The organism is Nocardia sp. CA-120079 (assembly GCF_050955745.1).
Taxonomy (GTDB): Bacteria; Actinomycetota; Actinomycetes; order Mycobacteriales; family Mycobacteriaceae; genus Nocardia.
Genome location: NZ_CP192088.1, coordinates 8639412 through 8662541 on the forward strand (window position 1 = coordinate 8639412; position 23130 = coordinate 8662541).

At 66.8% G+C, this 23130-nt stretch carries 18 protein-coding genes; 7 read left to right on the forward strand and 11 right to left on the reverse strand.

The window, feature by feature from the left end; translation table 11 throughout:
- Window positions 1-1922 precede the first annotated feature (1922 nt).
- The gene (locus ACQPYR_RS39345) at window positions 1923-3308 is read left to right on the forward strand and encodes an AAA family ATPase (RefSeq protein ID WP_433635367.1); all 1386 of its coding nucleotides are present in this window, start codon (window positions 1923-1925) and stop codon (window positions 3306-3308) included.
- Window positions 3309-3400: 92 nt separating this feature from the next.
- Here the strand turns inward: ACQPYR_RS39345 and ACQPYR_RS39350 are convergent, their stop codons facing one another.
- Window positions 3401-4375, reverse strand: a complete 975-nt coding sequence (locus ACQPYR_RS39350) for a GlxA family transcriptional regulator (RefSeq protein ID WP_433624602.1) — start codon at window positions 4373-4375, stop codon at window positions 3401-3403.
- A 100-nt stretch (window positions 4376-4475) separates the two neighbouring features.
- On the opposite strand from ACQPYR_RS39350, the gene ACQPYR_RS39355 reads away from it, so the two are divergent.
- Entirely contained in the window at window positions 4476-4907 is a 432-nt protein-coding gene (locus ACQPYR_RS39355) for a VOC family protein (RefSeq protein WP_433624604.1), read from the forward strand.
- 218 nt (window positions 4908-5125) lie between these two features.
- Complete coding sequence (locus ACQPYR_RS39360; protein WP_433624606.1) at window positions 5126-5398, forward strand: hypothetical protein; 273 nt, start codon at window positions 5126-5128, stop codon at window positions 5396-5398.
- 73 nt (window positions 5399-5471) lie between these two features.
- On the opposite strand, the gene ACQPYR_RS39365 is transcribed toward ACQPYR_RS39360, so the two are convergent.
- A complete protein-coding gene (locus tag ACQPYR_RS39365) occupies window positions 5472-5933 on the reverse strand; it encodes a DUF4254 domain-containing protein (RefSeq protein ID WP_245721274.1) in 462 nt (153 codons plus the stop codon).
- Between the two features lie 213 nt (window positions 5934-6146).
- On the opposite strand from ACQPYR_RS39365, the gene ACQPYR_RS39370 reads away from it, so the two are divergent.
- Together ACQPYR_RS39370 and ACQPYR_RS39375 are read left to right on the forward strand one after the other, a co-directional pair.
- On the forward strand, window positions 6147-6956 hold the full coding sequence (locus tag ACQPYR_RS39370; RefSeq protein ID WP_433624608.1) for a GntR family transcriptional regulator: 810 nt from the start codon (window positions 6147-6149) through the stop codon (window positions 6954-6956).
- 30 nt (window positions 6957-6986) lie between these two features.
- Window positions 6987-7595 carry a GNAT family N-acetyltransferase gene (locus ACQPYR_RS39375; protein WP_433624610.1) on the forward strand — a complete coding sequence of 203 codons (609 nt, stop codon included), beginning with the start codon at window positions 6987-6989 and terminating at the stop codon, window positions 7593-7595.
- On the opposite strand, the gene eccCa is transcribed toward ACQPYR_RS39375, so the two are convergent.
- Genes eccCa through eccD form a run of 3 tightly spaced genes read right to left on the reverse strand, consistent with a single transcriptional unit; the run spans window position 7577 to window position 14543 of the window.
- Entirely contained in the window at window positions 7577-11629 is a 4053-nt protein-coding gene (gene eccCa, locus ACQPYR_RS39380) for a type VII secretion protein EccCa (RefSeq protein ID WP_433624612.1), read from the reverse strand. The genes ACQPYR_RS39375 and eccCa overlap by 19 nt on opposite strands.
- Window positions 11630-11637: 8 nt before the next feature.
- Window positions 11638-13071 carry a type VII secretion-associated serine protease mycosin gene (mycP, locus tag ACQPYR_RS39385; RefSeq protein WP_433624614.1) on the reverse strand — a complete coding sequence of 478 codons (1434 nt, stop codon included), beginning with the start codon at window positions 13069-13071 and terminating at the stop codon, window positions 11638-11640.
- Window positions 13068-14543, reverse strand: a complete 1476-nt coding sequence (gene eccD, locus ACQPYR_RS39390; protein WP_433624616.1) for a type VII secretion integral membrane protein EccD — start codon at window positions 14541-14543, stop codon at window positions 13068-13070. The genes mycP and eccD overlap by 4 nt, the downstream gene beginning before the upstream one ends.
- A 271-nt stretch (window positions 14544-14814) precedes the next feature.
- Between eccD and eccA the strand changes: the two genes are divergently transcribed.
- On the forward strand, window positions 14815-16635 hold the full coding sequence (gene eccA / locus ACQPYR_RS39395; protein WP_433635368.1) for a type VII secretion AAA-ATPase EccA: 1821 nt from the start codon (window positions 14815-14817) through the stop codon (window positions 16633-16635).
- Window positions 16636-16639: 4 nt separating this feature from the next.
- On the opposite strand, the gene eccB is transcribed toward eccA, so the two are convergent.
- Window positions 16640-18145 carry a type VII secretion protein EccB gene (eccB, locus tag ACQPYR_RS39400; RefSeq protein WP_433624618.1) on the reverse strand — a complete coding sequence of 502 codons (1506 nt, stop codon included), beginning with the start codon at window positions 18143-18145 and terminating at the stop codon, window positions 16640-16642.
- Between the two features lie 258 nt (window positions 18146-18403).
- On the opposite strand from eccB, the gene eccE reads away from it, so the two are divergent.
- On the forward strand, window positions 18404-20134 hold the full coding sequence (eccE, locus tag ACQPYR_RS39405) for a type VII secretion protein EccE (RefSeq protein ID WP_433624620.1): 1731 nt from the start codon (window positions 18404-18406) through the stop codon (window positions 20132-20134).
- Window positions 20135-20198: 64 nt separating this feature from the next.
- On the opposite strand, the gene ACQPYR_RS39410 is transcribed toward eccE, so the two are convergent.
- The 5 genes from ACQPYR_RS39410 to ACQPYR_RS39430 all read right to left on the reverse strand — a co-directional run bounded on the left by ACQPYR_RS39410 (window position 20199) and on the right by ACQPYR_RS39430 (window position 23120).
- Window positions 20199-20489 (reverse strand): hypothetical protein, encoded by a 291-nt coding sequence (locus ACQPYR_RS39410; RefSeq protein WP_433624622.1) that lies wholly within the window; start codon window positions 20487-20489, stop codon window positions 20199-20201.
- Window positions 20490-20537: 48 nt separating this feature from the next.
- Entirely contained in the window at window positions 20538-20840 is a 303-nt protein-coding gene (locus ACQPYR_RS39415; protein ID WP_387295221.1) for a WXG100 family type VII secretion target, read from the reverse strand.
- 98 nt (window positions 20841-20938) lie between these two features.
- Window positions 20939-21781 (reverse strand): ESX secretion-associated protein EspG, encoded by an 843-nt coding sequence (locus ACQPYR_RS39420; protein ID WP_433624624.1) that lies wholly within the window; start codon window positions 21779-21781, stop codon window positions 20939-20941.
- A complete protein-coding gene (locus tag ACQPYR_RS39425) occupies window positions 21778-22758 on the reverse strand; it encodes a PPE domain-containing protein (RefSeq protein ID WP_433624626.1) in 981 nt (326 codons plus the stop codon). The genes ACQPYR_RS39420 and ACQPYR_RS39425 overlap by 4 nt, the downstream gene beginning before the upstream one ends.
- 29 nt (window positions 22759-22787) lie before the next feature.
- Window positions 22788-23120, reverse strand: coding sequence for a PE family protein (locus ACQPYR_RS39430; RefSeq protein ID WP_433624628.1), 333 nt, complete (start codon window positions 23118-23120; stop codon window positions 22788-22790).
- Between the last annotated feature and the right edge of the window lie 10 nt (window positions 23121-23130).

Consider the following 23130-nt stretch of genomic DNA (forward strand, 5'->3'; position numbering starts at 1 on the left):
GGCCTGAGTTGCCGCCGCCACCAGGGGAATTCGACGCAGAGTCGGCGGCGGCCTCCGGTATACCCGCGGATGCTGGTATGGCACGTGGTTCCGGCTCGGCAGCCGGGGCGGCGACGGATGAACCGGGTGCGGTAAGCCGTACGGATCGGGATGATTCGGCGCGAGCGCTCGCTGCGGAGCAGACCGCGCACGACGCAGCGGGTTCCGCCGAAGGCGATCGCGCCCAATCCTCTGGTGCGACACCGATATTCGATTCCGCGACCGTCGATCCGACCAGGCGGTCGGGTGGCTCCCCGCGCGTGCCGAGCACCGCGTCCTCGGAGTACGGCTCCGCACCGCGCGGCGCCCAGGATTCGGCCGCGGGCACCGGCCACCCCGCAGGCGGATCGCCCTCGGGCACAGTATCGTCCGCGAGCGGCGGTGCACCGCACGACTACAGCCAGTACGGCCAGGCGACGCAAACCGCCAACGACGATCCGGCCGCCGCGCGGGCAGCCGGCTCGGGCGCAGCACCTCGGACACCGGGCCAGTTCCATCGCCCGGCATCCGCACCGCAGGCACCCGGCGGCGGGTTCCACCAGCCGCCGTTCGCGCCGCAGGGAGCTGATGCCCAAGGGCCTACCGGTACCGGAGATTCGGAATCCGGTCGGCCGCAACGCGATAGCGGGTCGGCCGCGCCAGGATGGGCTACCGGCCCCGATCCGGCGGGTTCGGAGTTCGTGGAACCGGGGGCGGCACCGCAGGCACCGAGCGAGGAGCTCGGACGCCCGGGCTCGACACCGCAGGGAACCGCGGCCGAATCGCGGCGGCCGACCGCAGAACAGTCCGGATCCGGTGCGGCGCAACGAGGACGTGAGTTGGCCACGCCTGGTTGGGCCGCGCATCCCGTCCCCGGCACGACAGGCACGCCGACGCCCGTCGCTGGACGGCACCGGTTGCCATCGGAAATCGACGCGGCTGCCGAGTCGGACAATGAAGCCGCAGGGGCGACCGACACTACGGGCGATCAGCAGGTTCCGCCGAGCGAGCAGTCGGCACCGGATGGGCCGGGCGACCGAGGAAGTGTTGCCGTAGCGGAGCAATCCGCAGTAGCCGAAGGGCAGAGCGGCGACCGCAGTTCCCCCGGAGACGCACAGCCCGCGTCAGGACCAGCGCCGGGCACCGACCAGCCGAATAGTCAGTGGCACAACGGAACTGGGTACACCCAGCCGCCCACCGGGCAGTCATCTGTCGGCGATCAGGCCAGCCCACCATGGCAGAACGGACCTGGGCCCACAGGACAAGCACCCATCGGCGACCCGGCCGCGCCATGGCAGAACGGACCCGGGTACGCGAACCCATCCACCGGCCAAGCACCCGGCGGTGATCGCGCACCGTGGCAAGGTGGCCCGACTCCCACAGGGCAAGCACCTAGCGACCATGCGCCATCGCAAGCCGGACACACACCAGCAGGTCAAGGGTCTGGTCATCAGTGGCAGGGCGGCCCGGTACCCACAGGGCAGGTGCCCGGCAGCGACCAGGCACCCGCGCAGAGCGGACCCATCGGGCGCGCACCCGGCAGCGATCAAATTCCATGGCAGAGCGGATCTACGGGGCAAGGCCCCGGAGGCGAACACGCACCGTGGCAAGGCGGAGTCGCGCCCACAGGCCATGCACCTGGCAGCGACCAAGCACCACGGCCGAGCGGCCCAGGAGCTACGGGCCAAGCACCCGGTGGCGATCAGGCCGCACCGTGGCAGGGCGGAACCGGATACGCACAACCGCCCACCGGGCAGGCGCCGGTCGGCGATCACTGGCAGAGCGGACCGACGGGACAAGGCAATTCCGCGCCCATGGACCGAGCGTCCGGCGGCGACCGAGCACCATGGCAAGGCGGGCCCGCGTACACGGGGCAGGCACCCGGCAGCGACCAGGCATCGTCGCTGGGCGGCCCCGCCGTGCGAGCATCCGGCAGCGGCGACGCGCAATGGCAAGGCGGACCGGCACCCACGGGGCAGGCACCTGACAGCAACCAAGCACAGCAAAGCGAACTCGGACCGACAGGCGACCAGGCGCCGTGGCAAGGCACGCCCGGCCCCATGGGCCAAGCGCCCGGCGGCGATCGCGCACCATGGCAAGGTGCGTCCGGGTATGGGCAGCCGCCGATCGGGCGGGCACCCGAGGGTGAGCAGTGGCAGAATCCTGCGGCGCGGGGTTTCGGGCAGCAGTCGCCGGGTGAGCAGCCTGCTGACCAGTGGCAGCAGGGGCATGGGCCGATGGGACAGCAAGCGCCCGTTGGGGATCCGCAGGCCGGGTACGGCCGACCACCGGCCGGTCCGCAGGGGATGCCGCCCGGGTACCAGCAGGGTGGTCAGTATCAGCCGCAGCATCCGCATGGGCCGCAGCCTTCGCTCGATGACGTGCCGTTGCGGCGTGCGAAGAAGTCGCCGAGTGGTGGGTGGCGCAAGGCCGTGCACCATGTTTCCGGCGGTGCGATCAATCCCGGCTTGTCCGCGGAGGAGTTGCGGCTGCAGGAGTTGGTGGCGCGGATCCGGCAGCCGGTGCGCGGTGACTATCGGATCGCGGTGCTGTCGCTCAAGGGTGGTGTCGGAAAGACCACCACGACAATGGGTCTCGGGTCGATCTTCGCCTCCATCCGTGGTGACCGGGTGATCGCGGTCGATGCCAATCCGGACTTCGGCACGCTGTCGCAGCGGGTGCCGCTGCAGACCCGTTCGACCGTGCGCGATCTCTTGCTGGATCCCGCGATCCAGCGCTATTCGGATGTGCGCAGGCATACCTCGCAGGGCACCAGCCGATTGGAAGTGCTTGCCAGCGAACGGGATCCGGCGGCCTCGGAGGCGTTCAACGACGAGGAGTACCGCGCGGTCGCGCGCATCCTGCAGCGGTTCTACAACATCATCCTGACCGACTGCGGTACCGGACTGATGCATTCGGCAATGGGCGGCGTGCTCGACCTCGCGCATTCGCTGGTGCTGATCTCCTCGGCCGCGATCGATGGCGCGCGCAGTGCGGCGGCGACGCTCGACTGGCTGTCCCTGCACGGCCACGATCATCTGGTCCGCAATGCGGTCGTGGTGATCAACCTGCCGCGTGAGGGTTCCCCCAATGTCGGCATCCAGCAGCTGCGCGAATACTTCCTGTCGCGCTGCCGCGCGGTGCACATCATCCCGTACGACTCGCACCTGTCCGAGGGCGCCGAGATCGATCTGCACCGCCTGCACAAGACCACCAAACGCGCCTACGTCGAACTCGCCGCTACCGTCGCAGACGAATTCGGCATCGATCACCGCCGCTACAGTGTTTGATTTGCAGCGCCTGCGGCGCGGCGTGCTCGCGGCCCCCTGGTGTGCGGTGGCCTCGCATTCGCTCGTGGTCACCTAGGCCGCAATCATGCGTCCTACCAGGACAACCTGGACGCACGTACCTCCGCGATCGACCGGCCGCGACGTCGGCGGAATAGTCCGCGCAGTGTGCCCGCGTTCAGATAGCCGACCTTGACCGCTATCGCGTCGATGGTCAGGGTCGTGGTGCGCAGCAGTTGGGTGGCGCGTTCCAACCGGACCTCGTGCACGAAATCCCGTGGCGACATTCCGATTTCGGCTTGGGTGGCGCGCTGTAGCGTGCGTTCGGTGACGCCGAGCAGATGCGCCGCGTCGGCGATGCGGAACTGGTCGGCGACGTGGTCGCGCACCCAACGCTCGAATGCGGCGACCAGGGAGTCGTTGCGGGCGATCACCTCGGGAATCGTGGAGTCGCTCTGCGTGCGGCGATCGCCGACCACCAGATATCGGGCGGTCAGCTCGGCCAGGGTCGGACTCTGCGCGGCGATCAGCGCCAGCGCGAGGTCGATATGCGATAGCGAGGCCGCCGCGGTGGTGAGCCGATCCGCCCGGCACAGGATTCGACTCTCGTCCAGGTCGATGCGCGGATATCGGCGCCGAAAGGCCGGGCCGAGCCACCAGCTCGTCGTCGCCACCACACCGTCCAGCACACCCGCCTCGGCCAGGTAGAAGGTGCCGGTACAGGCCGCGGCGAGGTGCGCGCCGGATTCGTAGGCCCGCGTCATCAGTTGCAGCACCGGCCGATTCGCGGGCGCGGAGACCACGCCGATCAGCCCATCCGCATCCAGGACGCGGGTTGCGGGGACGACGATCAGACCGACATCGTCGGGCAGTTCGGTTATCGGTGTCGTCTGCGCGCGGAACCCGTGTGCCGTAAGCACTTGTTCGCCATCGGCGACGATGTGCACCCGCCATGGATCGGGAGCCGTATCCAGTTCCTCGCGCAGTCCGTTTGCGGTCGCGAAGGTCTCCAGTACGGCGGTGAGTCCGAGATCGGCGACGCCGTCCTGCACGAAGACCGCAACTTCCATGTCGCAAACAGTACTGAATATGTCGTTTCCGACACTCGGAACTGCGGAATAAGCGGCCTACTGTTCGTACTACTTACCCGGCCTGCCCTGCGGAGTTCATATGACGATCGTCGACACCACCGGTATCCACCACATCCGCCTGACCGTGACCGATATCGACCGCTCCAAGGCGTTCTATCGCGACGTGCTCGGTTTCGAGATCGCGGTGGAGTCGCCTGGTCGGCCCGAAGATCCGCAGGTGCGCACCGATCCGGCTCAGTTCTACGGCGGCGTCGTATTCCAAACGAACGGAATGCTGTTCGGACTACGCCCGGTGGCCGAACCGAGCGACAAATTCGATTCCGAACGCGTCGGATTGGACCATCTCAGCTTCACCGTGCCCTCGGTCGACGATCTGACCCGCACCGCCGCCCGTTTGGCCGAGGCCGGAATCGAACACGGCGAGGTCACGCCGCTGGACGGGCTCGGCATCGCGATCCTGTCCTTCAGCGATCCCGACGGCATCCACCTCGAGCTCACCGCACCGCTGTGAACGCGCCGGCGCACTGTAGTAATCCGACATTCCGTCGGCCTCCGAAGCTGGTGCGCACGAATGTCGGCTCCGCATTGCCGAGCGCCAGCGAGCTACTGTGCGCGCTGAGCGGAAAACAGGTCCGCGGACATGTCTGCCGATGGTCGCGGGATCTGGTCCGGCTGCACCGCATGAGACGCGAGTATCCCCGATGTTCGGCCGTAATCGACTGTCTCCGAATGGAATTGGTTGCCAACATCAATACCTGGGCAACCGAGCACCTGACGCTACGCGCCGCCGACCGGCACGACGCCGAACTCGGCGACATCATCGATCGCATCGCGGCCACGGCCGACCGCGCCTTCCACCTGCTGATGACCGACGATCCGACCGGCGAACATATGCAGGTGGCATGGACGCGACTGGCCGAATTGTCGATCGCCTACGGCGATTTGGTTCGTGAGGCCGAGGACGGACGCTGGTGCCTGTCACCCAACACCAGACACCGGTGAGCTGACCACCGCGAATCGGCAAGGGGCCGTGGCTACCCGGCGGGAAGCCACGGCCCCTCGTCACCCCGGGTCGTCACCACTCCGGGAGTCGCCGCCGTCCCGCGAGTACATCGCGCACCAAATCGTCGTAGGCATCGGCCAATTCGGCCAGATGATGCCACGCGACGTGTAGCTGTTCGTCGTGCGCGTCCAGGGTCATCAACGCGTGGTGGGCGCGCACCGAGGACTCCGCGATCCGATCGATGACCGAGCCGACGGTTTCGGTGTGTAGCGTCGCACCGAGCCGGTGCTGCGGCACGCTGCGCGCCACCCAATCGTCGATCGCCATGACCAATTCGATTCTGCGACGCTCGATTTCGAGGATCGTCGCCGGATCGGTCGATACCGATCCGCCACGACCGACGAGCCGTTTCTCATGCAGAATCGCCAGGTCACGGGCGAACCAGAGCAGCGGACCACCGACAACTCGGTGACCGCGACACGCCCGAACAAGTAGATCCGACGTGGGAAGTAGTCCGGGAGTCAAGGACTGCACCGTCGAATCGACACACCTCGGTGTGCCTGGAAGAGCCATCACAACCGTTGATGAATCCGAACCTGCCACGTTGCCTCGCCGTCATCGCCGCACAACACCTGGATCAGGACGTTCATTACAATAAACCTCTGAAGGCACCTGTCAAGCGTTACCCGGCCGTAGGGTGTGACGAAGAGTACACTTCGTTACCTGCACGACTGACCGAGGAGCAAGATGGCGGACGGTCCGACGTATCTCCGGATCGCAGACCTCCTCCGTGAGGAGATCCGCGCAGGCAAGTGGAATCCGGGCGATCGGTTGCCCAGTCACACCGAGCTGGCCGATCACATGCAGGTTTCGATCACTACCGCGCGCAACGCTATTCAGGTGTTGGTCACCGAGAATTTGGTCTACACCGCTACTTCCCGTGGCACCATCGTCCGAAACCAAGAAGTCCTGGAATCGGTTGTCACCGACCATATTCGTCCGGATCGTCCGCAATCGGCCCACGATATCTTCGAAGAGATCGCGCGCGCCGCACATCGCGAACCGACCAAGGAGTTCAGCGCGAAGATGGAACCAGCCAATCCCGAGGTGGCGCACTGGCTGGGCGTGCCGGAGGATTCCTGGGTGCTGGCCAGGACCGTCGTCCAGTTCCTGGACAACGAGCCGTGGTCGTGGGAGGTCAGTTTCTATCCACGGGACTTGGCGGAGGCGACCGGTATCGATTCGCCGCACGATATTCCGGAGGGCACGACACGCCGACTGGCCGACCGCGGCCACGGCGAGACCGCGCACCGCGACACGCTCGCCGCCCGCCCGGCCAGTGCGGAAGAGGCGATCGTGCTCGGCGTGGCGACCGGCACCATTCTGCTGGACCACCTACGCATCGGCGCCAACCACGAGCGCATCACCAGAGCCACTCGGCATCGGTCGATCGCCACCCGCAACCGGCTGGCCTATGAACTCGGCGACGACCAGGGCAGCAACGTCATCCGACACACGCTCGGCATCTCCTACCGGCCGGGGATCGCGTTGCCATGAAAAACGTTCCGCCATGAATACGGTGCAGTCATGAAAATCATCCGCCGGGCGACTCTGAGTGATCTCGGCACCATCTGTCGACTTCGGATCCAGCGCACCGCGTGGCTCACCGCGCGCGGCTCCGATCAGTGGACCGTCACGGGCCGCGGCCTGCCCATCGAGATCTTCGCGCAGGCGGTCGGCGAAGCGCTGGACGCAGGCGAAACCTGGATTGCCGAGGTGACAGGGGAACCGGCCGGAACGATCACCGTCAACGACCGCTCGGATCCGGGGCTGTGGTCGCCATGGGAGCTGGCCGACGCGGTGATCGTCCATTACATGATCGTCGACGTCCGCTTCGCCGGCCAGCGCGTCGGACACCGGCTATTGGCCCACGCCGCATCGCTTGCGCGCCAACGGCAACGCCATTGGGTCCGACTGGACGCCTGGACCACCAATACCGATCTGCACGACTACTACCGCAGGGCAGGCTTCCACCTGGCCAGGATCGCGGGCCCGGCCGCCTCGGGACCGTCGCGCGCACTGTTCCAACGCCGCTCCGACAGCTGGGCCTTCGAGCCGATGACGCCGGTACTGACCCATGTGCCACTGCCCGCGGCGCCGCAGCCGGCGCCGGAGGCTCACAGCGGCGGCAGATAGGCGATCTGCACCATCTCCTGGCCGCGGTTGCGCGACACCAGGATGCCGCGCCCGGGCGGCAGCTTCATCGGACGGACATCACCGATCAGCTTGCCCTCGTCCTTGGGGCCGCTCATGATCAGCGCGTCCACGGAGAGGTTCTTCATACCGCCGAGCACGTTGTCGTAGAGCGCGCGCGAGACGCCGCCGGTGCGTCGGGTGACGACCACGTGCAGACCGATATCGCGGGCCTGCGGCAGGTACTCCAGCAGTGGCAGCAGTGGATTGATGCCCGCGGTGATCATGTCGTAATCGTCGATCAGCAGATAGATTTCGGGTCCGGTCCACCAGCTGCGCTCGCGCAGCTGCTGCGGGGTGATGTCGGACCCCGGAATGCGCTTGGACATGTAGCGGGCGAGTTCGTTGACCATTGGTCCGCAGGTCTGCGATGAGGTGGAGTAGCCACCGAGATGGGCCTCGTCGACGACGCCGAGCAGGCTGCGGCGGTAGTCGATCAGGATGATCTTGGCTTGTTCCGGTGTCGCGTTCTCGGTAATGCCCATGGCGATATTGCGCAGCAGCGTCGTCTTGCCGCATTCGACATCGGCGAAGGCCATGAAGTGCGGCTCCTGGCCGAAATCCAGAACGAGTGGGTCCAATTCGTTCTCACCGAGCCCGACCAGCACCTTGGTCGGGCCGAGTTCGACCTCGTGTTTGCGCGCGATCGCGACGACCTCGTCGCGACCGATCTGCAATGGCAGCATGCGCACCTCGGGGGCGCGTCGGCCCGGATAGAGCTGCTGCATCTGGTCTCTGGCTTGGGCGGCGCCTTCGGACAGGGTCTGCGGATCGGAATCGGAATCCAGCCGAGGCAACGCGATCAGCATATGCAGTTCATCGGGGGTGAGACCGCGACCGGGGCGACCGACCGGCACCAGAGCGGCGGTACGCCTACCCATTTCGGAGTCCGTCGGGTCGCCGAGCCGCAGCTCGATGCGGGTGCCGATCTGATCCTTCACATTGGGCCGGATCTCGCCCCAGCGCGCGGCGCCGATGATCAGGTGGATGCCGTACGAAAGCCCCTGTGCCGCAATGGCGGTGATCTGCGGTTCGACGGCGTCGAACTCCTCGCGCATGGCAGCCCAGCCGTCGACGACCAAGAAGACATCGCCGAATTGGTCGGCGGCGAGCGGATCGTTGGGATCGGCCTCGGTCCCGTTTATGAGCCGGGCCTCCATCTGGGAGTACTTGCGGCGCCGGAACTCCACCATGGATTCGATGCCGAGTTCGGCGAAGCGTTCCTCGCGCTGGCGCATCAGCGTGGTCAATTCGGCGACGGTGCGGCGTACCCGATCGCCGTCCAGGCGGCCCGCGACCGAACCGACATGCGGCAGTCCGGACAGACCGGCGAGGCTGCCGCCACCGAAATCGAGGCAGTAGAACTGGACCTGTTCGGGACTGTGCGTCGCCGCGGCGGCCATGACGATCGTGCGGATGGTGGTCGACTTACCCGACTGCGGACCACCGACGACCGCGACATTGCCTTGGGCGCCTGCCAACTGGATGGTCAGCACGTCACGGCGCTGTTCGTAGGGTTTGTCGATGATGCCGATCGGCATCCACAGCTGGCCGTGCCGGTTGACCGGGGAGCGCCAATCCGGGTCGGGCAGCAGCATGTCCACCGTCGGCGATTCGTCCAGCGGCGGCAACCACACCTCGTGCGCCGGACGGCCGTGTCCGGTAAGACGTTTCACGACGACCTCGAGCAGCGTCTCCGGAACGCCGCCACCCAGCGGCTCCTGTTCCGGCTCGGCACCCGGAGGCGGCGGCAGATCGGGCAGTTCCATCCGCACCGGTTCGGGCCGCTCCTCGGCCTCGACCGGACCGGCGGTGAACACCGTCAGCGACTGACCACCGACCACTCGGCCGTCCACCTGCCGGCTGCCGCCCGGTGACACGTACGGCCCGGACACATAGGTCGCGTTGAACCGCAACGGATCGTCGGCATCGCTCTTGAGATAGCCGGAGCCGGGAATACCGGGCAGGTGGTAGGCGTCGGTGATGCCGAGTACGGCGCGGGATTCGTTGGCGGAGAAGGTGCGCAGACCGATTCGGTAGGACAGGTGCGAATCAAGTCCGCGCAGCTTATTCTCCTCGAGTCGCTGCGAGGCCAGCAGCAGATGGACGTGCAGCGAGCGCCCGAGACGGCCGATCATCACGAACAGATCCGCGAAATCCGGCTTCTGCGAAAGCAATTCGGAGAATTCGTCGACGATGACGAACAGCGCGGGCAGCGGATCGAGCGCGACACCCGCCGCGCGCGCCTTCTCGTAGTCGGTGACGTTGGCGAAATTGCCTGCGGCGCGCAGCAATTCCTGGCGGCGGTTCATCTCACCCGCCAACGCGTCCTTCATGCGGTCCACCATCGAGAGTTCTTCCTCGAGGTTGGTGATGACCGCGGCGACGTGTGGCAGCGAGTCGAGGCCGAGGAAGGTCGCGCCACCCTTGAAGTCGACGAGCACCAGGTTCAGCGCATCCGGCGAGTGCGTGGTCACCATGGAAAGCACCAGCGTGCGCAGGAATTCGGATTTACCCGAACCCGTTGCGCCGATGCACAATCCGTGCGGACCCATACCGCTCTCGGCGGATTCCTTGATATCTATTTCGACCGGGGTGCCGTCCGGGGTGACGCCGATCGGTACCCGCAGCCGCTCGCGCGCGGTGCGCGGACGCCAAACCCGCGACGGTTCGATCTGCGCCGCGTCCGGAATCTTCAGCAACGCCATCAGTCCCGGGTCGGTCCTGGTGTCGTCGCCGAGGCTGACGATCTGTGCGGCAGTCGCGATACGGAACCGGGCCAGGCTGCGGGCGAAGGACGCGGATTCCGCCGCGCTCACCTCGTCGGCGGTGGCAAATTTCTCGATTCCCGCAGCACTTTTCGCGCTCACCGCACCATCGCCGACGACCAATTGCAGACCGCGCCGCGCGGCCAGGCCGTTCTCGGGTGCGGTCAGATCGAGCACGGTGACCGAATCCAGACCGGATTCGCTGATCAGGCGCTCGGTGCCGTTGACATAGCCGTCATCGATGATGACCACCAGATGCAAACGGCCCTGTGTCGGTTGCGGATTGCGCATGAATCGGCCGCGTTCGAGCAGTTCGGAGGCGAGGGCGGTTTCGAGTTCGGCCAGCGAGCCGTACATCATCCTGGCCGAGCCAATGCCGTCGCGGACGGTCGGATGTTGCAGGTGCGGCAGCCATTTCGCCCATTGCCAGGCCGGACCGTCCGGATCGGCGCAGACGATGGCGACCGCGACGTGGTCGGGACCGTGAAATGCGGTGAGCTCCATCAGCATCGCGCGCGCCAGCATCCTGGCTTCCTCGGCATTGCCACCGATATTGATTGCGGGGAAAGCGCGCAACGACACCGCGGTCGGCAGCTGGTGCACCACCGAATGAGTTCGTACGAAACGGCGTAACGCAACGGTGGAGACGGGCTCCAGATCTTCCAGCGGGCCGGTTTCCGGACGCGCCAACTTGGTCGCCAACCGGTGGCTGCCCACCCCGACCCGCACATGTCCGAAGTCCGGATCGTTCGGTCTGCGCTCCCACATCCGGCGGGTGCCGACCACAGACGGCAGATCGATCGGTTCCGGATGACTCCAGATCAGCGATTCCAGCTGCTTGTTGCCGGTGCGGCGGACGTCCTTGCGCATCTGGTCCAGATAGCGGAAGTAGTCCTTGCGCTCCTCGTTGAGTTCGCCCGCACCCTTGGGGCCGTTGCCCCGCATGCCGAGCATGATGCCGCCCATCGACATGAGCATCATCATCGGGAACATCATCATGAACGGGTTGGCGAGCAGGTTGCGACCCATCATCACCATCATCGCGATCATGCCGACGACGGCGACCACCATGATCACCGGCATCAACTTCATGATCAGTGGCCCCGGCAGGGCCCGCTGGATCTCCGGCGGTGAATTCAACGCCACCTCACCGCCCGGCGCGCGCGGCGGGGCGATGCGGGGGCGGCGCACGAAACCTTCGGTAGCCATGGGTCCCTCTACTGCTCTGTTACTTCGGACTCGAGATCGACGGAACCGCGAGCGCGCCGAAACGGAATCGACAGTGCCGCACCGAGTCCCAGTACGATCAGAGAGGCGATCGAGCCGATGATCGCGACCCGTCGCGGCAGCGGATCGGGTCCCGCGGGATGTACCGGCACCGCCATAACACGTGGGATATCGGAGCCGACGCTCACCGGTTTGTCCGGGAGTTGCGCGGTCAGCGCGGCCAGCGGATCGATCAGGCCGTGGCCGACCCGATCGTCGCGGCCCGGGCCGGGCGCTGGTGCGGTGCGGGTAATTCGATCGATGACCTGTCCGGCAGTGAGTTCCGGGAATCGGGACCGGACCAGTGCGGCCAGTCCGGCGACATAGGGTGCGGCGAAACTCGTGCCCTGGATGGTTCCGGTGCCCTCCTGGGTGACCGCACCGTTGACCAGTCCGGTGCCGCCCGGCTTATTGTCGAGCGAGACGATATTGCGCCCGATGGCGGCGGCGCCGACCCACGGCCCGTGCAACGACAGCGGCGATGGCGAGCCGTTCGGATCGATGGAAGCCACGGTCAGGACGTAGGGCTGGAACCACGCGGGACTCGCGATGGTCTGCACACTGTCCCAGCCGTCACCGTCGTTCTGCTTCTCGCAGGCCCCGCCGTTCTCCACATTGCCCGCTGCGGCGACTACCACGACGTTGTGGTCGTAGGCGTACTTCACCGCGGCACCGAGCGGGATGTCGGCGGTATCGGTTCCGGCTGCGCTGCAGGAGACTTCGGAAATATTGATAACGGTGGCACCCATGTCGACGGCGCGCACCACCGAGGCGGCCAGGGCGAGCACACTGCCGTAACCGGAGCGCACCATGGCATCCGGCGGCTGATCGCCGCCCGCGCGATCCTTGCGTTCATAGTGCGTGCTCAACTGGCGGATGGTGAGGATCTCGGCGTCGGGCGCGACACCGACGAAGGCATCGTCCGGGCTGGGGCGCGCGGCGATAATGCCCGCGACGAGGGTGCCGTGGCCATCGCAGTCGACGGTGCCGTCGGAGTCCGAGACATAGTCGCCGCCGGCTTGCAGAGCGGGCAATCGCGGATGCCGATTCACGCCGGTATCGATGACCGCAACCTTTTGTCCCGCACCGCGACTGAATTGCCAAGCCGCTGGCAGATCGAGCACACGCTGCGGCAGCGGCGGCTCCGCGGGCGGGCCACCGATGAGCGACAGTTCGGCGCAGACCACCTTCTGCTCGGTCGGCTCCAAGGGCGCGGGCCGACCGCTGAGCGCCTGCGCGGGTCCGAGCGCACCCGGGTCGATCCTCGGTGGTGGCACAGCACCGGTCGGAGCGGACCAACTGAGCACAAACGTTCCGAGAACCGCTGCGGCGCAGACGATTCCGGTTCCGCGCCGCCAGCCGGGCTTACTCGCCCGACCAGTCATATGTTCCTGGCCATCGAATACACTCCCATGATCCACAGCACCAGCGGGATCACCGCGACGATCAGCAGATATTCGGTGATCTCCATGGCTCGGCGGGTCACCGGAGTCACCTCGAGGTGCGGACCGATCACGCCGACCACCAGCACCCCCGCCGCGACGGCCAGCAGCAGCACACCCGCGAGCAGCAGCAGATCCGAATCGCCGAGGGCCAGTCCGGTGATCAGACCGATGACGATGACGCAGCCGCCCGCGATCAGCACACCGGCCTGCACCAGGTCGGCGAAGGAACGGCCGCGCAGACCGATGACCACCGCGGCGATGACGGCGAGCGTAATCCCTTGCCAGCGTGCGGATCCCAGCGGATCGGCGGCACCGAGCGCACCGACGACAGCGGCAATGGCGCAGGCGATGAGCATGCCGGTCTGGTACTGGTTGGCGGCCCTGGCCCGCTCACCGAGTCCGGCGGCCGAGGGCAATGCGGTCGCGCCGATCGCGCCGATACCCTCGATGGTTGGGCGCGGTTCGTGATCGGCCGGGTCGATCGCGCCACCCGCGGTCGGCACCGGCGGGATCGGCAGCCGGGCCAGCGCCGCCGCCAGCCGCGGCACCGCGGAGATCAGTGTGATGGCAACCACCAGGATGGCGGCGGAGATCTGGGGCAGGTCGAAATCCCAGATCATCCGTGCCAATGCGGCGATTCCGCCGAACAGTGCGACGGTCACCGCGGACGCGGCGAGCGCGGCACCGGTCGCGGTGGCGCGATAGATCACAGCCGCGGCCACCAGTGTGACCGAACAGCCGAGCAGCAGATGCGGACTGCCGAGATCGCCCGGCACGAATAGTGCTGCGCCGCCGAAGAACAACAGCAGCGCACACAGTGACAACCAGGTAGCCGTCAATTGATCCGCGTACTTGCGTGCCGCGATGCCCGCGGCGACGGCAGCGATGATGGCGACACCGGTCGCGAGGAACGGCGCGGCCGGACCACCGCCGTGCGCACGCCCAGCGGCGAGCAGCAGCAGCGCGAGCAGCACCGCCGACACCGCGGCGACCAGACCCGTCCAACGGGCCGCAGTGGGCGACCAGCCGCGGAAATCGACACTGGTGAGCCGGGATACCGCATCGATGACATCGTCGAAGAGCGCGGGCGACTCCTTCGCGGTGACCGAGCGCAGCACCAGCAGTTCGCCGTCGAGCACCTCGGCCTCGGTGAGGCTGCGGCTCGGCGCGATGGCGGCACGGCCCAGCCGGGCCAGGGTCCAGTGTTGGGTATGCAGTGGGGTGCCGCCGTCGTCGCTGTCCACCACATCGGGATTGCGCGATTCGATCAGGGCGACGAGATCACCGATAAAAGTGGCGATCGGCACGGTCACCGGAAGCCCGACATCGAGCTGGGTATTTCCACCGATGACGGAGACTCGGCACAGTTCGGGTTCGGCGGCGCGGGTGCCGCTGCTCAACGGTTCGGTCAATTGCGCACCGATCCCAGCTCTTTACGGAACGATCCAAACACTTGCGCCCGGTTTCCTACCTGTCGAACCAACTCTACGACTCGGATCCACTCTCGCACGAACGTTGCCCCCGTCGCATGTGGTCGTCGCACACTTTGCAACCCATCGGTAGCAAAACATAATGTATCGGACGAGCCGAGCCGACGCGATGGCTAAGCTGGTCGGTAGATGTACCCGGACAATCACGCAACAAAATAGATATCTCCAACCAACACTTCGGGGTTTGACAGCAATGACCGGCAACCGCCAAGCACAACGGGCCTTCGACGCCGGAATCCTGTCGCTGGGCCTGACCATCGATGGACAGGAATCGGCTCGTGATCTCGAGTACGCGAAACTTGCGTTTCAGCGTGCCACCGAGTGGGATCCGACGATGTGCGACGCCTGGCTGGGTCGGGCCGCGGCGGGTGAGGTCACCACCGAGGTGCTCTACAACCTGTACAAGAACAGTGGGACAACACTTTTCCGCGAGCAACGCCGGTTGGGGCTGACGCCGCGGGCATTGGCCGGACGCTTCCTGGCTGGGCTGTACATCGACTACCCGCTGGCCAGCTACACCGAAATCTGGCTGGCCCAAGCGGCGCAGTTGATTTCCGAGAAGGAGTACGACGAGGCCGAACGGGTGCTCGACGAACTCGCCACCCATCGCGCCTCGATGCTCTCGGATACCGATCGGGAGATCGACGACCGGATCTGCGCGTATATCCGTGGCGTACTGCACTTCAACACCCAACGCTGGCCCGATGTGATGGCCGTGCTCGCCGGATCCTCCGAATGGGACGACCCGTATCTGGCCGCGGGCGCACACGTGATGGTCGGCTCGGCATGCGCCCAGCTCGGCCTGTTCGGCGAGGCCATCCGGCGCATGGAACAGGCCGAGGCGGGCCCGATTCCGGCGGCCAGGACCACCGCCATGTTCTGCCGCGGCCTGTGCCTGCGCGAGGCCGGTAAAGAGACCGAGGCGCAGGCCCTTTTCGAGAAGGTGTATTCGCAGGCACCCGATTTCGCCGCCAACACCGCGGCCATGCGCGATCGCACCTACCGGCTCACGGTGACCACCAAGGAGTCGATCGACGCGCGCACCGACCGCTGGGATCCGGCCTCGGCACCGTCGGTGGAGGCGATGCAGACCGCCGACGCCGAGGACCGCGCCAAGAAGATCCTGGCCGACGCGCGCGCCGAACTGGATTCCCAGATCGGCCTCGCGTCGGTGAAAACGCAGGTCGCGAAGTTGCAGGCGACCGCGCAGCTGGCCAAGATCCGGGCCGAGAAGGGTATGGCCAGCATGGCCCGCGGCAACCACTTGGCCTTCACCGGTCCGCCTGGCACCGGCAAGACCACCATCGCCCGGGTGGTGGCCAAAATCTATTGCGGCGTTGGTCTTCTCAAGACCGATAAGGTCGTCGAGGCCAAGCGTGTGGACTTCGTCAGCCAGAATCTCGGCGGCACCGCGATCAAGACCGACAAGCTGATCGATACCGCGATGGACGGTGTGCTGTTCATCGACGAGGCATACACGCTGATCCAGACCGGTCTGCAGGGCGGTGACGCGTTCGGCCGCGAGGCGGTGGATACGCTGCTGGCCAGGATGGAAAACGACCGTGACCGGCTGGTGGTGATCATCGCGGGCTACGACGGCGAGATCGATCGGCTGCTCGCCGCGAACGACGGTCTGGCTTCACGTTTCGCCAAACGCTTGCAGTTCCCGTCGTACACTCCGACCGAACTCGGGCAGATCGGCAGCCTGATCGCTCGCTCGCGCGATTCCGAGTTGTCCGAGGAGGCAATGGAACTGCTGATCGAGGCGTGCGGGCGGCTGTACGAGACCGAGCGCGTCGACCAGAGCGGGCAGCCGCGTCGGGGCATCGATCTCGCGGGCAACGGTCGATTCGTGCGCAACATCATCGAATCCGCCGAGGAGGAACGCGAATTCCGCCTGGCCAATGACGAATCGCTGGATCTGAGCGCGGTAGACGAGACGGTGCTCATGCGCATCGAAGCGCCGGATATGCAGGCAGCGCTCACCGGTGTGCTGGCTTCCCTCGGCGTCTGAAAACTCAGTTTCCGACGGGCAAGATATCGTGCTCGACCAGCGCATCGTTCTTGGACAGCGTCGGTCCCGGCACCAGCTGACCGATGATCGACCAGGGGGCCAGGCGCGGTTCACTGCCGAGTCCGAGCACCTGGGCGGTGGCGATATCCGGGATGCCGTAGCGGATTCCGTTGTCCGCCACATAGAACAGGCCACCGCGCCGCAAACTGCCCGGCTCCGTTCCGGTTACCTGCACGAACTCCCCCGAAGCCGGTGGGATGTAGGCAGCATCGACCCGATCGCCGGCGCCGTCGGAGGTGGCCAAATTCACCGGTTCAGCCGAACTCGGCAGCGGTGGACGGTTGCCCGCGAGCAGGGTGATAGCGGCTCGGTCGGTGGGGCTTTCGGTCGCGTCGTTGGCGGGTACAGGGCCCTTTGCCCAGCTCAGGCAGGTGACCGGAGCGTCCTCGGCGGAGACGATCTTCGGGGTGGTCGCCGGGAAGTGGTCGAGGGAAAGCTGGTGTAGCACGGGCATATTGGTCAGCACGTCCGGTGGTTCGGCCTTGATCTCGCGCATGCCCTGGGAATTCGCGGTGCGGATGATCTGCGCGGCGAAATCGGTGACCGGCTGCACACCGTCGGCGAGCACCACATACAGCTGGGACTGATCGGTGCGACCGGTGCCGCCTACCGCGATGACCCCGCCGATCGGCACATCGGAAAGCTTTGCCGGACCGGGCTGTCCGGCCTTCGGAATATCCGGCACGGCCAGCGGCGAAACCGCGATGGCGGCATCCAGCAGGCCGGTGCCGACCGGCCGCGGCTTGTGCCCGGCCAGGTTCAGCGCCCGTGCCAGCACCGAGTTGCCGGGATCGACTTCGGCCCGCTTGCCGTCGTAGATCAGGTAGGTCTTATCGGCCCGCCGCACCAGCAGCGCATCCGACGGGCCGAGGGTTCGAATGCGTTCGTCCAGTTGGGGTTTGCCCGCGAAAACCGCGGTTTCCACACCGGTCGCCGCGGCCGCGCTGCCGGTGATCGAGAGTTGCACCGTTTCACACAGCGACCAGTCCGAGCGGCCGCCCTGCGTCGAACCGGGCAGTGCCGCGGGCGCACCGGGGATACCGAGCATCGGACCGCGCGGCATCGACGAAAGCTTAGAATCCTTCACCGATTTGGGCGATTCGTTGCTGCCGCTGATCAACCGGGCCGAGGCCAGGTTGAGCACCGGGTGCAGGCGTTTGTCGTCCTTCTTGTCCTCGGATTCGGCCACCACCACATACAGCGCGCCGCTGTCCTTGCCGATCACGATGTTCGCGTCGCCGATCGCGCCCTGCGGCCGCAGGAAGGCCAGGATGGCCGCGCCTGCCACCACGAGCAGGCCGAGGGTGGCGCCGACGAGCATCGAACGCAGCTGAGATCGCATGGGGTCGTGCAGCATCCGCACATCGCGTCGGACCAGTGCGTGATCGAGTCGGCGCAGCAGAAAACGGTAGCCGTTGACCTGAGCCTTGGTGGTCAGCTGAGCCGGCACATGGTCTCCATCGAACTACGGGAAGGACAGGATAATTACAGTATCGTTCGGTGCCGCGGTGTCAATCCAGCGACAATTGGGCAAACTATTTCGCCGTAGCGACTGCTTGCAGGTCGCTCGAAAAGGTCAGCCGCGCACACCGGTGTGGCGCGGTACTGTTATCGCAATACTGGTCTGATTATCGTGGACGGGGCTGTGAACAAACGCGATACCGACTCCGGAGCGAACGCGCGTGAATTAACCGGAAACGAAAACTCCGTGAACGCGACGCACACAACGTTACGTGATCCGGAATTCTGGCTGCTGCGTCAAATGCCTTTGCGACTCATGATTCCGCTCGCGCTGATTGCCGCGATCGCGGCCTGGATCGCAACGGCGCTGCATGCGCCGACGGTCGCCGTCATCGCGGTCGCCGCGGTCGTTCTCATTGCCGGCGCGGTACCGGTGCGTCGGCGCGAGCCACGCAATATCGTCGGCATGCTGGCGCGCACGATCGCCTTTCGCTGGCGGCGGACCCGGCCCGGTCCCGCCGATGCCGGCCAGGCCGCCTTCGATGTGCCGCTGCCCGAGGGCGGCAGTTACGGCGTGCGCTGGGACGGCAATCTGCTGCTCACCATGCTGCGCATCGATCCGCCGCCGGATGCGCTGACGCTGCTGCGGCGCGGTTCGCTGTCCACCGACCAGCTGCTTCCACTCACCGAAATCGGGCGCTGCCTCAGTCAATTCGATATCAACCTGGCCTCGATCGATGTGATCAGCACCGGTGCGCGCACCGCGGGCGACGGCCCGGTGGCCCAACTCTACGACCGCATCCTCGGACCGCTGCCCGCCATCGCGCATCGCACAGTCTGGCTGGTGTTGCGGCTGGATCCGCTCGCCAATGCCGAGGCCGTGGACAACCGCGGCGGAGGCGGCGCGGGTGCGCTGCGCACCGCGATCATCGCGACCCGCCGGGTGGCCAATCGACTCGCAGGCCGTGACATCTCGGTATCGGTGCTCACCGCGGGCGAGATGAACAGCGCGGTGCGCCAACTCACCCGTGGTATCGCACTGGACGGATTCGTCGAAACCCCGAAATCGCTGGTGTACCAGGGCCTGTACCTCACCAGCTATGAGATCGGCCCGGAGTTGATCGGGTCGCGCGGCTTCGCCGATATCTGGGCCACCCCGAGCCTGACCACGACGGTCACCGTGCGACTGCGCCCCGGTGCGCAGTGGCCCGGCGAAGGTCGCGAAACCGGTTCCCCGCCGATCAGGCTGGGCGCGCTGGTCCGCTTCGACACCGCGGCTGAACCGGTCGAGCCGCCCGTGCCCGGCCTGCGCACCCTGCCGGGTGAGCAATTCCGCGCGCTGCTGGATTGCCTGCCCGCCCGGACTGCTCGACGCGACGGTGACAGCGTGGGTGACTACTGCGGACCGCTCGCTGTGCTCGACGGCATCGTCGTGCCGACCGCCGGTTGCGGTCAGCTGATCGGCGCCGACAATGCCGGTCAGGGCATCGCGGTGCCGCTGATCGGTGACGGCACCAGACATCTCGAGGTGATCGGCCGATTGGATCTGGCCCAGCAGGTGATCCTGCGGGCCATCGCCCTCGGCGCGCACACCGTCGTGCATACCGACCGGCCCGAGGCCTGGCAGTCCATGGTCGCCAATGTCGCTGCGCCGCATTCGCTCTCGCTGGCACCGCGGTTCGCCGGCGCCGGGCATCACGTCGCCCCACCGCAGCCCCGCGGGCCCATACCCGCCGCGACCGTCGTGGTCTTCGACGGCATCGCCCCCACCGCGCCGACCGGTGGCGCGACCATCGTGCACGTTCGCGCGCCCGAACAGCCCGACGACCAGTTCGATGCCGATATCGTTCTGGTGCAGGACATTTCGGCTCCCAACCTGATCACGGTGCGCACCTCGACGGCCAGCGCGACGGTCAATATGGTCACCACTCCGGACGAGATGTGGTACATTGGCGAATCCCTCGCCGCGGCACGGTAATCGAACGAGTACGGCCGGTCCCGAAGGGTGACGCTCCGGACCGGCCGTGTAGTGCCCGGTGTTTTCAGGCCCCGAAGCCGTCACCGATCTTGCTGTCGGTGCCGAGCGCGCGGTGCAGCGAGTTCTCCACCGCCGCGGCCACATTGTCGAGCGAGGTGAGTGTGTCGCCGTACTGGGAGTGCCAGGCGTCGTAGACCCGCTTGAAGTCGGCGTGGGCCACGTTGCCCTCCCACGCCACCGCGAGCACGCCGCCCGCGTCCTCCATATCGCTGCCGTACTTGACCAGGTCGCCGTGCAGGGTGACCAGATCGTTGAACAGAGCCGTCATCGGGCCCTTGGCGTATGCCATAGTCATGGTGATTACCTCCGAATCGAAGACTGAATAGTGTGTCGGCCCAGGCGATTACAGGCTGATGTGCTCGAAACCTTCGCGGTTTTCCTGCTCCATCTGGATGTACTGCTGGGTACCGTGACCGACCTGCTCGGTAATGGCGTTGAGCTTCTTGTGCAGCTCCTGGGAGGCCTGGGCCCAGTTGGTCGAGGCCGCGACGAACGCCGCCTTCGCATCGCCTTCCCAGTGCGTCGCCGCGGCGACCTCGTCATCGATCTTCTTCAGCGTGCGCTGCATGTTGTCGACCGCGGCGGCCATGAACTCCTCGGCCTTCTTCGCGGTCGCCTCGTCTACGTGTACACCTTCACCACTCATCGTGGACACCCTCTCGTGTAGTGATTCCAATGCCCGGAAACGATGTCGGGTGACATCGCCGGAAGGTCGGCGGCTGACTTACTGCGCGCCCTCAGGGTCTACTGCGGAAGCCACCTTCCCCCGGGCAGTGATTCGATCAAGGCCGAAACCGCTTGCGCGATACGGTGATCGGTGCCCGGTGTCACCGTGGACCAGACCTGCTGATCCGCAGCAATCGCGGGCGCGGCCACAATGCGACCGCGTCCGGTGTCATAGACCGCGACCGCACCGGGCGGCCGGGTGGTCGTACCGTCGAGATGGGCGTAGGCCACGATCTCGGCGAAGGCATGGCAGGAGGCGAAGGCCAGCCCGTAGGCGGTGGCGTCACGATCGGCGACGCCCAATGCATAGACGGCGTCCGCGTAGTCTTCGGAGGTCTGTGCCGCGGTGTTGTTTCGAGCGACCTGCAAGCAGTCGCTAGCGGTGAGTCGCTCGCTCAATTCGCTCGACAGCGCGCTGAAATTGACCACCTCCGCCGGCGTTCCGGCTCCGAGCGCCTCGAGCAGCGGGCGCACCAGCGCCGCGCCCGATCCGTCCGCCCAGACTGTCCGCACGTCGAAGGTGTCGCCGGTGCGCACCGCGATGGCATGCTGTTCGCCGCGTCGGGCCAGGCAGATCCGGGTCACGGCCGGCGTTGCGTCGGGCCCGGTCGCATAGATGCGGGCGACCAGTTCGCGATCGGGTTGGGCCAGCGTGAACATGGCATCGGCCAGTTCGGAGTCGACATCGCCCTCGGCGTCGAGCACGCCCGCGTCGACCAGTTCGGTTACCGCGCGCCGCTGCGCCTCGGCCCACGCATCGAACGAATCCTGTTGCGGTCCAGCGGAAAGCACCAGCGGCAAGGTCTGGACACCGAGTCGCTCCGCCACCGCGAGCAGGCCGTCATTGGTCATGGTCGTCATTCGGCCCCTCCCGATGCCGTCCGACCGGTGGCCGCAGGTGCTTCCGGAGCGCCGAGTACCGCCGGGGCGGCGGCGATACCGAGATCGGCACCGATGGCGTCGCCGGTCACCGCGGCCGCGCCGGGGGCGTATTCCTCTTCCTCGGCTCCGCCGCCTGCCGTCATCGCGCCGGGAACCATCGGCAGCGCACCGGAGCTCGCCGTTGAGGTCGGAACCGTTTGTGGGGTAGTCACTTCCACCGGCGCAGGTGCTTCGGTGAAGACCGGTGCCCGATACGGCTGCAACTTCGTGAGCGTCGGGACCGCACCGATTCCGCCAGGCATGAACATCCCGGGTGTGATCGCGGGTAGCGCGGGCATTGCCGACGTCGCGGCCGACGCCGGCGGGCTCGCTTCCTCGGCCGCCAACGTGGTGGACGAGGTGATTACCGGCGGATCTTGCTGAATCCACGGTGTCGCAAGCGGTTCGGTCGCCGCCTCGTAGGTCTGCATCACCCGCGCGGCCGCCGCCTTCGCCATATCGGCGTCGGTGTCGGCCTGGGCGGCCACCGCTTTGATCGGTGCGCCGAGCGCGCCGCCGATCGATTCGAGCATCCGCTGCACCGCCTGGATGGCCTCGATCTCAGCGGTATGCGGCATGGTCAGCCGGGCCAGTTCATAAGCGGCGGCTTGGGTTTCGGCGCGCACCGCATTATTGCCCGCGGCCGTCGCGGCATCGGCGAGCCAATCGCGCAACCGCGAAATCCGGTCCAGCACCGGGCCGCTCGTGGTGGATTGCCACGCACCGCGCATCGACGCCACGATCAGTTCGTATTCGGCGACCGCCGTGCCGAATCCGGCGGCCAGCCGGGTCCACGCGGCACCGGCCTCGGCCATCGGTACCGCGCCGGGACCGGTGGACAGTTCACGCGCCAGCCGGTCCGGCTCGCGCGCGCCCCAGACCACACCGGTGAAACCAGGCTGCGGTGGTTCGATCATGGTGGCTCCGTGTCGTATTCGCTGTGGTATCAGGCCGCGCCGGGGACGCCGAAGTCGGCGACACTGTCGTTCTCGGCGCGACCGAACTGTGCGGCCTGCGCGCGCAGCGTCGCCGCCAGCTTGCGCAATTCCACGATTCCGGCGGTCGCGCTCTGGCCGTAGGAGGCCGCGACATCGTTCATCGTCTGCGCGGCGCGTCCCGAAACCTCGTCGACGCCGGCCGGCGGCACCGTCAACGCGGTCGAGCCCTCGCGCAGTTCCGCTTCCAGTCGGGCCGCGAGTCCGTCGAGCCGGGTGGCCGCGTCCCGGGCCGCTGCCGGATCGAAGATCACTCCATTGAAATCCGCACCGCCGCTTGCCATCGCAACCTCC

What these genes read in the sequence shown, in the direction of transcription:
- ACQPYR_RS39350 (WP_433624602.1), bottom strand. Translation starts at nt 4,375, where the DNA reads ATGGAAGTTGCGGTCTTCGTGCAGGACGGCGTCGCCGATCTCGGACTC.
- ACQPYR_RS39355 (WP_433624604.1), top strand. Translation starts at nt 4,476, where the DNA reads ATGACGATCGTCGACACCACCGGTATCCACCACATCCGCCTGACCGTG.
- ACQPYR_RS39360 (WP_433624606.1), top strand. Translation starts at nt 5,126, where the DNA reads ATGGAATTGGTTGCCAACATCAATACCTGGGCAACCGAGCACCTGACG.
- ACQPYR_RS39370 (WP_433624608.1), top strand. Translation starts at nt 6,147, where the DNA reads ATGGCGGACGGTCCGACGTATCTCCGGATCGCAGACCTCCTCCGTGAG.
- ACQPYR_RS39375 (WP_433624610.1), top strand. Translation starts at nt 6,987, where the DNA reads ATGAAAATCATCCGCCGGGCGACTCTGAGTGATCTCGGCACCATCTGT.
- eccCa (WP_433624612.1), bottom strand. Translation starts at nt 11,629, where the DNA reads ATGGCTACCGAAGGTTTCGTGCGCCGCCCCCGCATCGCCCCGCCGCGC.
- mycP (WP_433624614.1), bottom strand. Translation starts at nt 13,071, where the DNA reads ATGACTGGTCGGGCGAGTAAGCCCGGCTGGCGGCGCGGAACCGGAATC.
- eccA (WP_433635368.1), top strand. Translation starts at nt 14,815, where the DNA reads ATGACCGGCAACCGCCAAGCACAACGGGCCTTCGACGCCGGAATCCTG.
- ACQPYR_RS39410 (WP_433624622.1), bottom strand. Translation starts at nt 20,489, where the DNA reads ATGACTATGGCATACGCCAAGGGCCCGATGACGGCTCTGTTCAACGAT.
- ACQPYR_RS39415 (WP_387295221.1), bottom strand. Translation starts at nt 20,840, where the DNA reads ATGAGTGGTGAAGGTGTACACGTAGACGAGGCGACCGCGAAGAAGGCC.
- ACQPYR_RS39420 (WP_433624624.1), bottom strand. Translation starts at nt 21,781, where the DNA reads ATGACGACCATGACCAATGACGGCCTGCTCGCGGTGGCGGAGCGACTC.
- ACQPYR_RS39425 (WP_433624626.1), bottom strand. Translation starts at nt 22,758, where the DNA reads ATGATCGAACCACCGCAGCCTGGTTTCACCGGTGTGGTCTGGGGCGCG.
- ACQPYR_RS39430 (WP_433624628.1), bottom strand. Translation starts at nt 23,120, where the DNA reads ATGGCAAGCGGCGGTGCGGATTTCAATGGAGTGATCTTCGATCCGGCA.